At 49.9% G+C, this 14,942-nt stretch carries 12 protein-coding genes; 11 read left to right on the top strand and 1 reads right to left on the bottom strand.

Annotated elements, in window-relative coordinates; translation table 11 throughout:
- The first annotated feature begins 22 nt into the window (after positions 1–22).
- From glsB to AOY24_RS17040, 8 genes are all read left to right on the top strand, one after another.
- Complete coding sequence (gene glsB, locus AOY24_RS17075) at positions 23–949, top strand: glutaminase B (protein WP_044327163.1); 927 nt, start codon at positions 23–25, stop codon at positions 947–949.
- Positions 949–1,308: a DUF4186 domain-containing protein gene (locus AOY24_RS17070; RefSeq protein ID WP_043000716.1), complete on the top strand. Its 360-nt coding sequence runs from the start codon at positions 949–951 to the stop codon at positions 1,306–1,308. Before glsB ends, AOY24_RS17070 begins: the two co-directional genes overlap by 1 nt.
- Positions 1,309–1,491: 183 nt before the next feature.
- The gene (locus AOY24_RS17065; RefSeq protein WP_044258890.1) at positions 1,492–2,928 is read left to right on the top strand and encodes a diguanylate cyclase; all 1,437 of its coding nucleotides are present in this window, start codon (positions 1,492–1,494) and stop codon (positions 2,926–2,928) included.
- Positions 2,929–3,002: 74 nt separating this feature from the next.
- Entirely contained in the window at positions 3,003–3,530 is a 528-nt protein-coding gene (locus tag AOY24_RS17060) for a GNAT family N-acetyltransferase (protein WP_054177033.1), read from the top strand.
- Positions 3,531–3,636: 106 nt separating this feature from the next.
- Positions 3,637–5,088: a tagaturonate reductase gene (locus AOY24_RS17055; protein ID WP_054177032.1), complete on the top strand. Its 1,452-nt coding sequence runs from the start codon at positions 3,637–3,639 to the stop codon at positions 5,086–5,088.
- Between the two features lie 206 nt (positions 5,089–5,294).
- Positions 5,295–6,209, top strand: coding sequence for a bestrophin family protein (locus tag AOY24_RS17050; protein WP_043000713.1), 915 nt, complete (start codon positions 5,295–5,297; stop codon positions 6,207–6,209).
- Between the two features lie 223 nt (positions 6,210–6,432).
- Positions 6,433–9,216, top strand: a complete 2,784-nt coding sequence (locus AOY24_RS17045) for an autotransporter outer membrane beta-barrel domain-containing protein (protein WP_054177031.1) — start codon at positions 6,433–6,435, stop codon at positions 9,214–9,216.
- A gap of 321 nt (positions 9,217–9,537) precedes the next feature.
- Entirely contained in the window at positions 9,538–9,963 is a 426-nt protein-coding gene (locus AOY24_RS17040) for a CaiF/GrlA family transcriptional regulator (protein WP_082366193.1), read from the top strand.
- Between the two features lie 2 nt (positions 9,964–9,965).
- Here the strand turns inward: AOY24_RS17040 and tam are convergent, their stop codons facing one another.
- On the bottom strand, positions 9,966–10,724 hold the full coding sequence (gene tam, locus AOY24_RS17035) for a trans-aconitate 2-methyltransferase (RefSeq protein ID WP_054177029.1): 759 nt from the start codon (positions 10,722–10,724) through the stop codon (positions 9,966–9,968).
- Positions 10,725–10,816: 92 nt separating this feature from the next.
- Between tam and AOY24_RS17030 the strand changes: the two genes are divergently transcribed.
- The 3 genes from AOY24_RS17030 (at position 10,817) to AOY24_RS17020 (ending at position 14,933) form a co-directional block, all read left to right on the top strand.
- Positions 10,817–11,182 carry a glyoxalase/bleomycin resistance/dioxygenase family protein gene (locus AOY24_RS17030; RefSeq protein ID WP_054177028.1) on the top strand — a complete coding sequence of 122 codons (366 nt, stop codon included), beginning with the start codon at positions 10,817–10,819 and terminating at the stop codon, positions 11,180–11,182.
- Between the two features lie 403 nt (positions 11,183–11,585).
- On the top strand, positions 11,586–12,914 hold the full coding sequence (locus AOY24_RS17025) for a glycoside hydrolase family 10 protein (protein WP_044268084.1): 1,329 nt from the start codon (positions 11,586–11,588) through the stop codon (positions 12,912–12,914).
- A 636-nt stretch (positions 12,915–13,550) separates the two neighbouring features.
- Complete coding sequence (locus AOY24_RS17020) at positions 13,551–14,933, top strand: diguanylate cyclase (protein ID WP_044268086.1); 1,383 nt, start codon at positions 13,551–13,553, stop codon at positions 14,931–14,933.
- Positions 14,934–14,942 lie beyond the last annotated feature (9 nt).

Raw genomic sequence — 14,942 nt, 5'->3', positions numbered from 1 at the left:
ACCGGCAGGCAAGGAGCGTGGTGTGGCAATCACTCTGGACAATTCAATTTTAGAGGCCATTCTGGCGGAGGTTCGCCCGCTGATAGGTCAGGGCAAGGTTGCGGACTATATTCCCGCGCTGGCCTCGGTTGACGGGTCCCGACTGGGTATTGCGATTTGCACCGTGGAAGGTCAGCTCTGGCAGGCCGGGGATGCGACTGAACGCTTTTCCATTCAGTCAATTTCAAAGGTACTCAGTCTGGTGGTGGCAATGCGTCACTATTCAGAGGATGAGATCTGGCAACGGGTGGGGAAAGATCCGTCCGGTTCGCCGTTTAATTCGCTGGTGCAGTTAGAAATGGAGTACGGCATTCCGCGGAATCCGTTTATTAATGCCGGGGCGCTGGTTGTCTGTGACATGTTACAGGGGCGACTCAGCGCACCGCGTCAGCGTATGCTGGAAGTGGTTCGTGCGCTGAGTGGTGTGCCGGATATCGCTTATGATGCGGTGGTGGCCCGTTCAGAGTTCGAACACTCCGCCCGTAATGCCGCCATTGCATGGCTGATGAAATCCTTCGGTAATTTTCATCATGACGTGACGACGGTCCTGCAAAACTATTTTCATTACTGTGCGCTGAAAATGAGCTGTGTGGAACTGGCGAAGACGTTTGTCTTTCTGGCGAACCAGGGGAAAGCGTTTCATCTTGATGAGCCTGTGGTGACGCCGATGCAGGCACGACAGATCAATGCGCTGATGGCGACCAGCGGAATGTATCAGAACGCCGGGGAATTTGCGTGGCGTGTTGGCTTGCCCGCGAAATCGGGTGTAGGCGGGGGAATTGTGGCGATAGTGCCGCATGAGATGGCGATCGCCGTGTGGAGTCCTGAACTGGATCCGACCGGGAATTCGCTCGCGGGTATCGCTGCGCTGGAACAACTGACTCAACGCTTAGGACGTTCAGTTTACTGATGAACACGTTTGATCCGCTTTTTGCCCGTCTGTCGCGCTCGCCGTTTCGCTCCCGTTTTCGTCTGGGCACGAAAGAGAGACAGTATTGCTGGGATAAAGGGGCAGAGGTTATCGATCAACATGCTGCGGATTTTGTGGCGAAGCGACTTGCGCCAGCCGCACCGGTCAATGACGGCAAACAAACGCCGATGCGCGGTCATCCGGTATTTATCGCCCAACATGCCACGGCGACCTGCTGTCGCGGCTGTCTTGCTAAATGGCATAATATCGCCCAGGGACAGCCGTTGAGCGATGAGCAACAGCAGTATGTGGTCGCTGTTATCCATCACTGGTTAGTGCTTCAAATGAATACACCGTAATAATTAAATGGTTACGTTAATCCCATAAAATAAGCATGGTTTATTGCTGGCGGATTTAACAAATAAAAATGTTAACGCAGCTGGAGTACGACTACCTTTGAGAATAATTCATGCTATTCTCTTAAATATTATAACCATTACGCAGAGATAATTGCCGACGGCAATTATATGGATAGATATTTAATGCACGTACTCCACATTCCGTCTTTCCGGCTGTTTCAGGAAGGCCATTCACTGCGTAACGCCAGCGTTATTTTTGCTTTAACCACACTGTTCTACTTTATTGGCGCCGAGCTGCGCCTGGTGCATGAACTCTCGCTGTTCTGGCCGCTCAACGGCGTGATCGCCGGGATTTTTGCCCGTTATGTCTGGTTAAACAAGCTGCATTATTATGCTGTTAGCTACGTCGCCATGCTGGGTTATGATGCGATCACCACCGAGTGGGGATGGGTATCGCTGATTATTAATCTCTCCAACATGGTGTTTATCGTGGTTGTCGCCCAACTGGTGATCCGCGATAAGCGACTGGGGAAAAATAAATATGAGCCTATCAGTGCGTTACGCTTATTTAATTACTGTCTGATTGCGGCACTGCTCTGCGCCATAATTGGCGCGATGGGATCTGTGGGTATCGACCGACTGTCATTCTGGCCACTGGTGGCTGACTGGTTCAGCGAACAATTCTCAACCGGGGTGCTGATTGTGCCCTGTATGCTGACGCTGGGTATTCCCGGCGCGGTAAAACGCTTTAAACCTGAACAACTGATGCCGGTGGCGGCGTTAATTATCTCGGTGCTGGCATCGGTCATTATTGGCGGCGCCGGAAGCCTGGCCTTTCCGCTGCCGGCGCTGATCTGGTGTGCGGTGCGCTACACCCCGCAGGTCACTTGTCTGCTGACTTTTCTTACCGGCGCCGTTGAAATTGTGCTGGTGGCAAATTCGATAATCAATATCGCGGTGGCGTCACCGTTGTCTACGCCGCAGATGTTCTCTGCCCGACTGGGAATTGCCACGATGGCAATTTGCCCCATTATGGTTTCAGTCAGCGTGGCGGCGATTAATTCCCTGATGAAGCAGGTTTCCCTGCGCGCTGATTTCGATTTTCTTACCCACGTTTATTCTCGTTCCGGACTTTATGAAGCGCTGAAGCGTCAGGAGTACCCGCGCTCGCAGCATATCACTGTCATGCTGTTGGATATCGACTATTTCAAGAGCATTAATGACAACTTCGGTCATGAATGCGGCGATGTAGTACTCCGCGTGTTTGCACAACGTATTCGCGAGATTATCGGTGACCGGGGGCTGGTGGCGCGTATGGGAGGGGAAGAATTTGTCGTGGTGGTTCCCTCAGTGCATCCTGATGAGGGAATGCTGCTGGCGGAAAATATTCGTACGGCGGTCGCACAGCAACCCTTCACCTGGAACCAGCAGAATATCTATCTGACAGTCAGCATTGGCCTTGGGAATGGCAGTATCGGCACCCATTTGCTGACGGACGTTTTCAACACCTTGATGGTTGAAGCGGACGAGTGTTTGTACCGTTCGAAGAACGAAGGTCGTAATCGGACCAGCGATCGCCGGACGGATAAGACCGTCTTTGCTGGAAGCGATCTGGCATAACAATATCCTATGGAACTCCCCGTTGTGTTATCACAATGTTAAGTGCATGGTGTTGTCTCTATTACGGAGGCAACATGACCCTGGCAAAATCCTGTTATGTGTTGGATGCGGGAGCTATCGAGGCGAGAATTGATGAGCTCTGTGACGTCCTGACCGACTGTGTGACGCGCGGCGCATCAGTCAGTTTTGTATTACCGTTTACCTGTTCAAAAGCACGTGCATTCTGGCATGACGTCGCGCAAAGCGCGGGCAGAGGAGAGCGCGTCGTTCTTGCGCTCGACAACCCCTCAGGCGTGATTGTCGGTACCGTGCAACTCATTCTCAAGCAGCCGGAAAATCAACCTCATCGCGCGGACGTGGCGAAACTTTTAGTTCACTCCAGCGCACGTCGTCAGGGATTCGCTCGTCAGTTGATGACGGCACTGGAAACGTGCGCAATACAGCAGCAAAAAAAGCAGCTGGTGCTGGATACCGCTACAGGAAGCGATGCTGAGTTGTTCTACCACTCTTGCGGCTGGCGCAAAGTCGGTGAGATCCCTGATTATGCGCTGATGCCAGATGGAAAGCTGACCGGCACCACGCTTTTTTATAAATCTCTATAAATTGTTGTCATGAATTGATCAAAACAGGGTTTTACTCTCGTGAAGTTTTGCTAACCTGTTCTACCAATTTAATCAGGTTGTATGACTAATCGAAAGGGAACCCATTGTGAAAACACTTAACCGTCGCGATTTTCCCGGTGCTCACTATCCTGAACGCATCATTCAGTTTGGTGAAGGTAACTTCCTTCGCGCCTTTATTGACTGGCAAGTTGATCTGCTGAATGAACATACCGATCTGAATTCTGGTGTGGTCATTGTTCGACCTATTGAAAGTACATTTCCACCTTCACTCAGTACCCAGGATGGTCTTTACACGACAATCATTCGCGGTCTGAATGAACAGGGAGAAGCCGTCAGCGATGCTCGTCTGATTCGTTCGGTGAATCGTGAAATCAGCGTTTACGGTGATTACGATGCGTTCCTGAAACTGGCGCACAATCCTGAGATGCGTTTTGTGTTCTCTAACACCACAGAAGCAGGTATCAGTTATCACGCAGGTGATAAATTTGATGATGCGCCAGCGGTAAGTTATCCGGCGAAGCTGACGCGTCTGCTGTTTGAACGCTACAGCCATTTCAACGGCGCGTCGGATAAAGGCTGGATCATCATTCCTTGCGAACTGATTGATTATAATGGTGATGCCTTACGTGAGCTGGTGCTGCGCTATGCGCAGGAGTGGTCACTGCCAGCGGCATTTATCACCTGGCTGGATCAGGCAAACGTCTTCTGTTCCACGCTGGTGGACCGTATTGTCACGGGTTATCCGCGCGATGAAGCGGCGCAACTGGAGAGCGAACTGGGCTATCACGATGGTTTCCTCGATACAGCCGAACACTTTTATCTGTTTGTGATCCAGGGACCGAAATCACTGGCAGCAGAACTGCGTCTCGATAAATATCCGCTTAACGTTCTGATTGTTGAGGATATTAAGCCGTACAAAGAGCGTAAAGTGGCCATCCTTAACGGTGCGCACACGGCGCTGGTACCGGTGGCATTCCAGGCAGGACTGGATACGGTCGGCGAGGCGATGAATGACACCGAAATCTGCGCCTTTGTGGAAAAAGCGATTTATGAGGAGATCATCCCGGTTCTCGATCTGCCGCGTGATGAACTGGAGTCATTTGCCAGTGCGGTTACCGGACGTTTCCGTAACCCCTATATTAAGCACCAGTTGCTGTCGATTGCGTTGAACGGGATGACTAAATTCCGCACCCGTATTCTTCCCCAGTTGTTGGCAGGGCAGAAGGCGAACGGCCAACTCCCGGCTCGTCTGACCTTCGCGTTAGCCGCCCTGATTGCGTTCTATCGCGGTGAGCGTAATGGGGAAGCTTACCCGGTTCAGGACGATGCGCACTGGATCACCCGTTTTCAGCAACTCTGGAGCCAGCATGGCGATCGCCAGATGACGACTCAGCAACTGGTGAGTGACGTGCTGGCGGTAGAAGAACACTGGGAGCAAGACCTGACGAAAGTGGCGGGGCTGGTTGAGCAGGTGGCTGCCGATCTCGATGCCATTCTGTCAAAAGGAATGCGAGAAGCGGTGAAACCGCTTTGCTAAAGCAGTGACCCGGCTAAGGCCGGGTTTCTTATACAAGCACTATAGTTACAACATACAATGTATTTAGTAACTATTCCCCTCTGTTAGCCTTGTGCATGAACATGTCTATTAGCATAAGGCAGGTGACAACGTCACGTTGGACATGCTTGAATGTTTGATCCAGATCACGTTTAATAGCAGGATTCGTTTCTTTCCAGAAAACCGTCATGATCGTTCGTCCGCAACAGCACTGGTTACGCCTAATATTCGTCTGGCACGGCTCTGTACTGGCAAAAATCTCTTCCCGCTTGCTGCTTAATTTTCTGCTGTCTATTGTCGTGATCGTCCTGCTGCCGTGGTATACGATGCTGGGTATCAAATTTACCCTTGCACCGTTCAGCATCCTCGGTGTGGCAATCGCTATCTTTTTGGGTTTTCGTAATAACGCCTGTTATTCCCGTTATGTTGAGGCGCGTCAACTCTGGGGACAACTGATGATCGCTTCTCGTTCACTGCTGCGGGAAGTCAAAACGGTCTTACCGGATGACCGCGAGTTAGGGCAGTTTGTCCGACTGCAAATCGCCTTCGCTCACTGTCTGCGCATGACGCTGCGGCGTAAACCGCAGGCTGAGCCGCTGGCGAAGTATCTTGGCACGGCAGATCTGCAACGTGTATTTGCCTCTCACTCTCCGGCAAACCGCATTTTACTGATAATGGGTGAATGGCTGGCGACACGTCGTCGAGACGGGCAACTCTCGGATATCCTGTTTCATAGTTTAAACAATCGCTTAAATGACATGTCCGCCGTTCTTGCCGGTTGCGAAAGAATCGCCAATACGCCGGTCCCGTTTGCCTATACGCTGATCCTCCATCGCACCGTTTATCTGTTTTGCATCATGCTGCCTTTCGCCCTGGTGGTCGATCTGCATTACATGACGCCTTTTATTTCGGTCCTCATCTCCTATACCTTCATCTCTCTGGATGCACTGGCAGAAGAACTGGAGGATCCGTTTGGAACAGAGAATAACGATTTGCCCCTGGATGCTATCTGTAATGCCATCGAAATTGACCTGCTGGAGATGAATGATGAATCGACCATTCCAGCGAAACTGATGCCGGATAAGCACTACCAGTTGACGTAAAAGAAGGGAACATTCCAGTAAATGAACGACAGGCTGGGTGTGTCAATGCGCTAACATCGGTTTTCAGGATTAACTTATCACCGATGATTGAATTTCAGATAATGTCCGCATATTTTCTGCGTGATTAAAAATAACTCTTGATAAGGGTCGTAAGGCGTTCTTAAAACATCGGCATGCCATCAGTGCATATCAGGATGTTAAACGATGATCAGGAGGATTATCTATGAACGCTATTCAATCAGGAATGAATGACACCCCGCGTGTCGATGCAAAGGCGTCGACGCCATCACTGGTATCAATAAAGTCTCTCTCTCCGTTGCCGGTTATTCCAGGACTGCTGCTTGCCACCACCGGTCTTTTTGCCCCGACAGGTCTGTTGGCAGAGGAAATACGCTGCGAAAGTGAAACGGCCGCAGAGTGTATTGAGAAAAAACTCAAAGCGACAAAGACATTAACAGCATCCTGGACGCCCACGACGGCGAACAGTAGTGTTCTTATTAACGAAAATGCCCAGGTCATTTTATCTGCGGAAGTGAATAACGAGCCTGGTTGGCGTGAGTTTGGCTCCCTGACCGTCGGTCAGGGCACAAAAGGTGAACTCACAATAAGAGGACGCACCATTAAATCCTCTGCAAGCGCGATTGGTAATGGTGCTGTCGGAATTGTGACGTTAACCGAAGGTGCGCAATGGGATCTCAGTGGCGAGAATCTGTTTGTCGGCAAAAATAACGGCGACGGAACATTAACCGTTAAAGAGGGAAGTCAGATCTCCAATATTAACGAACTGCGCATCGGTGAATTTTATGCTGATGCAAAAGGACTGACCACGGTAGAAGGTGAGAATTCGTCGATCCGTTCCGGTTGGGCTGTTGTGGGCGATCAGGCAGAGGGCCGACTGGATATTTTGAACGGTGGTCAACTTTCAGTTAGTAGACATATGAATATTGGCTATGTCGGAAAGACGTTAAACTCAACTCTTAAAGGAAACGGCGTCGTGAATGTCGACGGCGAAAATTCTCTTTTAGAGGTTGGTACATTACTCATTTTAGGGGGCTTTAGAACCACGCCAAATGATGCCAAAGGTGAACTTAATATCAGTAATGGCGGCAAAGTTAAGACAGGAGAGGGAATCTGGCTTGGCATAGGGACAGGAAGTACCGCCACACTGAATATAGGTGGCAAACCCGGTGAAACTGCACAAGAAGCAGGATCTATCGAGACGCCGCTCATTATACTGAGTGACACAAACCAGAAAAATAGTACTGCAACACTGAACTTTAACCACACCAGCGAAGATTATTCTCTTAATGCAGCGATAAAAGGCTACGGTAATGTCAACCATAGCGGACCGGGTACGACGCAACTGAGCGGCGATAATCGTTATACCGGAAATACTCACATCAGTCGCGGAACGCTCAGCGCCGGAAGTGTCACAGGTTTTAGCCCGAATTCTGATTTTACTGTCGGGGAGGGCGCCACACTCGATCTGAACGGCTACAGTCAGACCATTCAGTCACTTCAGCTTGGTGGGAGGCTGAGTTTTGGCGATCCGCTGGCCAACCGCGATGCTCTGGCGCTGTCAAGTAGTGTCCTGACGGTCAGGGGCGATTACAACAGTGACAATGGCTTACTGAGCCTGAACAGCACACAGGATCAAGTGCAACAAAAACCGGTGGTTAACCAGCTTAATGTCTTGGGAAACACCGCAGGAACAACCCGGGTCGTGTTGAAGGAATTAGGCAATGTCGCGGTTGGTGATCTGAACGGTGCGCGAGTTGTCCAGGTTGCAGGGGATTCTGCGGGTGAATTTGTTGCCCAAAGCCGTCTGGTTGCCGGGGGGTATGATTACGCGCTTTTGCGCGGAGTTGAAAGTGAAAATGACGACGGGATCATGGATTCCAACCACTGGTATCTGGTCAATACCTGGGCGCCCGTCGACGATATCGATCCTATAGATGACCCGATTATTGAACCGAAAGAGGATGATCCGATTCCCTTGCCTACGCCATCCCCAGGCGTCGAGCGCTCATCCGCGGCGGTGATGCGCCCGGAAATGGGGGCATACCTGGCAAACCGCAGGGCGGCTAACACCCTGTTTGTTACCCGTTTGCACGACCGGTTAGGTGAAACGCAGTATATCGACCCGATCACCGGGGAAACGCGTGTCACCAGTCTGTGGTTACGCAATGTTGGCGGGCATACTCGTTTTCATGACCGTTCCGGCCAGCTAAGCAGCCAAAGTAATCGTTATGTGGTGCAGATTGGTGGCGATCTGGCTCAATGGAGTTCCGGTCTGGAGGATCGCTGGCATCTTGGTGTCATGACGGGTTATGCCAACAGTCAGAGCAATACCCGGTCATCATTATCCCATTATCGTGCGGACAGCACGGTTTCAGGTTACAGCGCAGGCTTGTACGCGACCTGGTATGCCGATAATGCCGCGAAGCAGGGGACCTGGATAGACGCATGGGTGCTCTACAACTGGTTTGAAAACACGGTACGCGGAGAATCTCTGGCGGAAGAACGCTATCGTTCGAAAGGAATGACCGCATCTCTTGAGATGGGACACACCGTTAAACTGGCTGAACAACCGCGTCTGAGTTACTGGTTGCAACCGCAAGCGCAGCTTATCTGGATGGGCGTCTCTGCTGACGATCACCGTGAAGATAACGGCACATGGGTGCGGGATAGAGGGAAGGATAATCTACAAAGTCGTCTTGGGGTAAAAGCCTTTATGCAGGGTTACCCTATTCGCGATGAAGGTAAAGATCGACTCTTTCAACCTTTTGTTGAGCTGAACTGGCTGCATAATACGCGTAATGATACGGTCTCAATGAATGAGATCAGTGGCTCAGTCGATGGAGCGAAAAATATTGCAGAGCTTAGAACGGGCGTCGAGGCGAAAATAAATTCGCGCCTGCATTTGTGGGGAAATATTGGTCAGCAGATCGGTAGTGAGGGATTTAGCGATACCCAGGCAGTGCTTGGTCTGAAGCTGCTCTTTTAACGCTTAACCCCGCGCATTCTGCAGGATGTGCGGGGTTGTCTCTATCATCAACACCTCCCTGAACTATTAACGAAAAGTGTGAATTAATAGACTGCATCACTCTATTACCTGACGAATAACGCAGGAAACCTCCGTTACAAGGTAATTAAAGCGATTTATCTCAGGCGCGTTGAGATCAAATAATTCCACTCTATTTGCGTGATAAATGTATTGGACACTTTTAATCCACCTGATATTCAGACCAATCGTTATTAAGGGAACGCGATGCTTATTAATTCATCGTCCTCCACCACGAAAAGACGCGCGGAGCACCGTTTTCACATGCCCGAGGAAATCCGGCATTTAGGGGAAATGCCGCTGTTCAGAGCCGTTGCCTGGTGGGGATTTCTGCGCAATAAAGAATTTTCACGCAATGACGTAAGCCAGGCATTTCATATTGACCTGCGCCGGGCCAGCGGGATACTGCATTATCTTTGTCACCGCTACGATAAACACGACATCGAATTCAGCGTTCGCAAAACGGCAGTACGGGGCGGACATTGTCAGCTATTAGTCAAAATACATTCACCGGCGACGGCGGGGAACTTAACGGCACCGCCTGCCAAAGCGACACCTGCAACTTGTCAGGTAAAGAAGAGTACCGCAACGGACGATCGTCAGCTTTCACACTGGCTATTATCACGACCAACCGGGAATAATGAAGCGAAGCTGGCCGCCTGGAAAGCAGCCTGTCCGCTGAGAGAGTGAGATCAGGACTGGCGACGCGCAATCACGAACAAGCGCGGAAACGCCAGTAATATCTGGCCATCTTCCTGAAGTGGGTATTGCTCTTGTAAAAGCTGATGATAACGCTCCAGGAACCGTTGCTGTTCGTGTTCATTGAGATCCTGCAGCCAGGGGCGCAACCCTGTCGCACTGACCCAGTCAATAATCGCCTGATGGGAATGCATCCTGTGATAATAGGTTGTGCGCCAGATATCCACCTCACATCCCGCTTCGCTCAGAATGTCGTAGTAAGCGTGAACACCGGGCAGGGCGTCACGACCGCGATTCGGATAATCCTGTTCATAAGCCACTTCACGCATCAGCACGTGTGTAGGTTCCAGCCAGTTATCCGGCATTTGCACGGCCAGAATGCCTTTATCATTCAGCAGGGTGACCAGGCGGGGAAACAGATCATAGTGATCGGGGATCCACTGTAGAGAGGCATTGGCATAAATGACATCGGGCGGAGTGACGGGTTGAAACAGACGAATATCCGCTTCAACAAAGTGACAATTTGGCAAAGCCGTTCGAGCCTCGTCCAGCATCGCGGGAGAGGTATCTACACCGGTAATACTCGCTCCAGGCCAGCGGCTTTGGAGTAACGCCGTACTGTTACCGGGGCCGCATCCCAAATCAACCACGGAAGAGACATGCTCAAGTTGAATTCTGGCCAGCAGTTCAGCGGCGGGTCTTGAACGTTCTGCGCCATACTGCATATACAGCGCCGGATTCCAGTCGGACATCAGTAATTCTCCTGTCAATGGTTCAACTAAGTGTGCATAAGGTATGAACTATACTAGTTTAGTATTGCCAGCGACTGGGAAGGAAATTCCTTATGAATAAACCAGATATCAAAGGTGGCATCGACATTGCGATGAAGGTCCCATCACATCAGTATCAACAGACGATTGATTTTTATCGCAATGTTATTGGATTACCGGAAATTATCGATAAGCCGCCAGCAGTCGGATTCGAACTCGGATCGAACAGGCTCTGGATTGATGAAGCGCCGGGACTCAGTCAGGCTGAACTCTGGCTGGAATTATTCACGCCTAATTTCAGCGCTGCCGAAAAATATGTTGAACAATGTGGCGTAGTCCGTTGTGACGCAGTTGAACCGTTACCCAACGGTTTCAAGGGCGGCTGGATCATGAATCCGTGCAACATTGTCCATATGCTAAGAGAGCCAGAGGCCTGGTGAATATAATTCATTGGAGAGGCTGCAGCGAATTCTGTTTGTAGGCATCAGGAACTGGCGAGAACGCTTGTAATCAGCAGGACAATGACGACCGTGAAATGGCAGATTGTGTCTTAATCTTTATTGGTGCGCATAATGTATATTATGTTAAATACAATATTACCAACCGCACTGTACCGGTGTCTGAGTCATTCCCTGCTGTTTTGGTCTTCAGGACCGCTCTGGTTTTCACTCATACTCAGCGAGATGCGTTCTGGTGATTCGTAAACACATTTTTAAGCCGTTGAACAAATCATTCCTCTCCGCTAGCCTGTTTATTGTACGCCTCACCCCTTCTCCGGCTTGACTTAACGTCGATTAGGAACAAAATAATTTCTCTTTTGTGTTAACCGGATGACTGGCCTATATGGATATCTGTTCTCGTGCCGTTTGCTCTCTGTCTCGCGTTAAAAAAATCAGTACGTTGGTTGTCGCAACGATCTTTCTGGCGAGTTGTTCATCAAAGCCGCCTGTCTCACTGGTGACGCCGCCAAAATCGACGCCGACATCGCCGTATAAGACGCAAAAACTGAATGTGCCTGTTCGCGGCGTGTGGTTGGCGACGGTTTCCCGGCTTGACTGGCCGCCGGTTGCATCCGTGAATGTCAGTAGCGCCACCACGCGGATCGCCATGCAAAAGAAAGCCCTAACAGACAAACTCGATAATTTACAGTCACTGGGTATAAATACGGTCTTCTTCCAGGTTAAACCTGACGGCACTGCCCTTTGGCCGTCATCCATTTTACCGTGGTCGGATATGCTTACCGGGAAGATTGGTGAAAATCCGGGCTACGATCCGCTCCAGTTCATGCTCGATGAAGCGCACAAACGTGGTATGCGCGTTCACGCCTGGTTCAACCCTTATCGCGTCTCCACCAATGTGAAACCGTCAACGGTGAATGAACTGAACCGTACCGTGTCGCTCCAGCCAGCCAGCGTGTTTGTCCTCCATCGCGACTGGATCCGTACCGCCGGTGACCGCTATGTTCTCGACCCGGGGATCCCGGAGGCCCGTGACTGGATAACCAGTATCGTGGCTGAAGTGGTGAAACGGTATCCGGTGGATGGCGTCCAGTTTGACGACTATTTCTACGCTGAATCCCCCGGTTCCGCGCTGAACGACAACCTGACCTTCCGGCGCTACGGCCAGGGATTTAGCTCAAAGGCGGACTGGCGTCGGCATAACACTCAACTATTAATTGAACAGGTTTCGCGGACGATCAGACAGATCAATCCGGACGTGGAGTTTGGCGTCAGTCCAGCCGGTGTCTGGCGGAACCGTTCGCACGATCCGGCCGGATCGGATACCCGTGGCGCTGCCGCTTATGATGAGTCGTATGCTGACACGCGGCTTTGGGTTCAACAAGGCCTGCTGGACTATATCGCACCGCAAATTTACTGGCCCTTCTCTCGTGATGCGGCACGTTATGATGTGCTGGCAAAATGGTGGGCGGACGTCGTGAAACCGACAAAAACACGGCTCTATATTGGCGTTGCGTTGTATAAGGTCGGCGAGCCCTCTCGCAATGAACCGGACTGGACGGTCAACGGCGGCGTTCCGGAACTGAAGAAACAGCTCGATTTAAATGAATCAATGCCACAAATCAGCGGCACGATTTTGTTCAGAGAAAACAATCTCAACCAACCGCAGGCCCAGCAGGCTGTCAGTTACCTGAGAAATCGCTGGTCTAAGTGACACCGTAACGTAAAGAGAGACATCGATCTCTCTTTGCGTCGCCATTTAGGTTCCGTTTCCAGTCCCCGCGCTCGCTCCGTCATTGCCCGTTGTCATCATTTAACGCCTCAACAGGCGGGATAGCATTATTTATGCCAGTGATACGCTTCAGGATAGTGTAATGATTAAATGGGATATCTAAGAGAAAAAGATTATTCAAGACTCCACTGATACGTGATTATTATTACCCGCAGTCAAAACGGGATTTATTTCGTAATGATGACCATATCGCTCAAAAAACTCTCATATCATTTTATGAATTGAAAAAATGCTGACATTAAAAGAGAGTGTGAGCTACCTTACAGGGGGACATGATTCCTCTCAACGATCAAACGGATGGACTATACTTTTCAGACGTCAATACGTTTAAAAAGTCGCTTAAAAAGGATTTTTCTTGCTACTTTTGGCTATATCCATAATTGTTTCAGGCTTACTTCGCCGGAATGAATGAAAATATGGCTTAAGGCATTACACTATTTCATTAATGTCACCCTGCACGCTTTCAGGTGTTTTATGTTTTAGATTCATCTTACTATCCAGATTGTGCATTTGAGCCAGGCAAAATGTTGTTCGCTAACTACTGTAAGGATCTTCACCATGGAGATGTATCTTAAAAGAATGAAAGACGAATGGGTCGCGCTGGTTGAACAGACCGACCCTCACATTCGCAGACTAGCTTCTGAGATAGCGATCGCCCATGCCCATGCTTTAAGCATTGAGTTTTATCGTATTGTTCTCGCCGATCCGCATGCTGAGGAGTTTTTGAGTAATGAACAGGTTGAGCGCCAACTCAAAAGCGCACTTGAAAAGTGGATTGTGGATGTGCTCTCCAGTGAAGTCGACAATATTGATGAACTGATAAAAATACAGCATACGGTGGCTGAAGTGCATGCGCGTATTGGTATTCCGGTGGAACTGGTTGAAATGGGTTTTCGCGTACTGAAGAAAATTCTCTATCCGATCATCATTGACAGCCACCATGAAGCGACACATAAGCTGCTTGTCTACCACTTCTCCATTAACAGTATTGATCTGGCGATGGAAGTCATGTCCAGAGCCTTCTCCTTTAGTGAAAGTACCGCAGCAAAAGAAGATGAAAACTACCGTATTTTTTCTTTGCTGGAAAACGCAGAAGAAGAGAAAGAGCGTCAAATCGCCGCGTTACTGTCGTGGGAAATGGACATTATCTATAAGGTCTTACTCGACTCCGATCTCGGCAACAGCCTGCCGTTAAGCCAGGCGGATTTTGGTTTGTGGTTTAATCATAAAGGACGTCATTATTTCAGTGGTATTGCGGAAGTCGGTCACATCTCACGACTGATTCAGGACTTTGATGGCGTGTTTCACCACACCAGTGGGACAACGAAAACGTTAAGCAATAAAGCATCACGGGTGAAATTCCTGCTGCAAATCCGCAATACCGTCTCGCAGATCATTACGCTACTGCGTGAATTGTTTGAGGAAGTGTCCCGCCATGAGGTAGGGATGGATGTACTGACCAAATTACTTAACCGACGTTTCCTGCCAACCATCTTCAAGCGGGAAATCGCCCATGCTAATCGTGCCGGCACCCCCCTCTCTATTCTTATTATTGATGTCGATAAATTTAAAGAGATCAATGATACCTGGGGGCACAATACCGGTGATGAGATCCTTCGTCGGGTGTCTCAGGCTTTTTATGACAACGTTCGCAGCAGTGATTACGTTTTTCGCTACGGTGGCGATGAATTTATTATTGTTCTTACTGAAGCGACACAAACCGATACGCTACGGATTGCGGAGCGTATTCGCAGTCGCGTCGAGAAAACAAAAATAAAATCGCCTGCGGGGGATTTTATTCCGCTTTCATTGTCCATTGGGGCAGCAATGTTTAATGGTCATCCGGATTATGAACGTTTAATTCAGATAGCAGACGAAGCGTTATATACCGCAAAAAGACGGGGCAGAAATTGTGTTGAACTGTGGAAACCCGCTTCTTAATGGGTATAC

The organism is Citrobacter sp. CtB7.12, from assembly GCF_001297795.1.
Lineage (GTDB): Bacteria > Pseudomonadota > Gammaproteobacteria > Enterobacterales > Enterobacteriaceae > Citrobacter_A > Citrobacter_A amalonaticus.
Note: the sequence above shows the minus strand (reverse complement) of the source record. Positions and strands in the feature narration are given on the sequence as shown.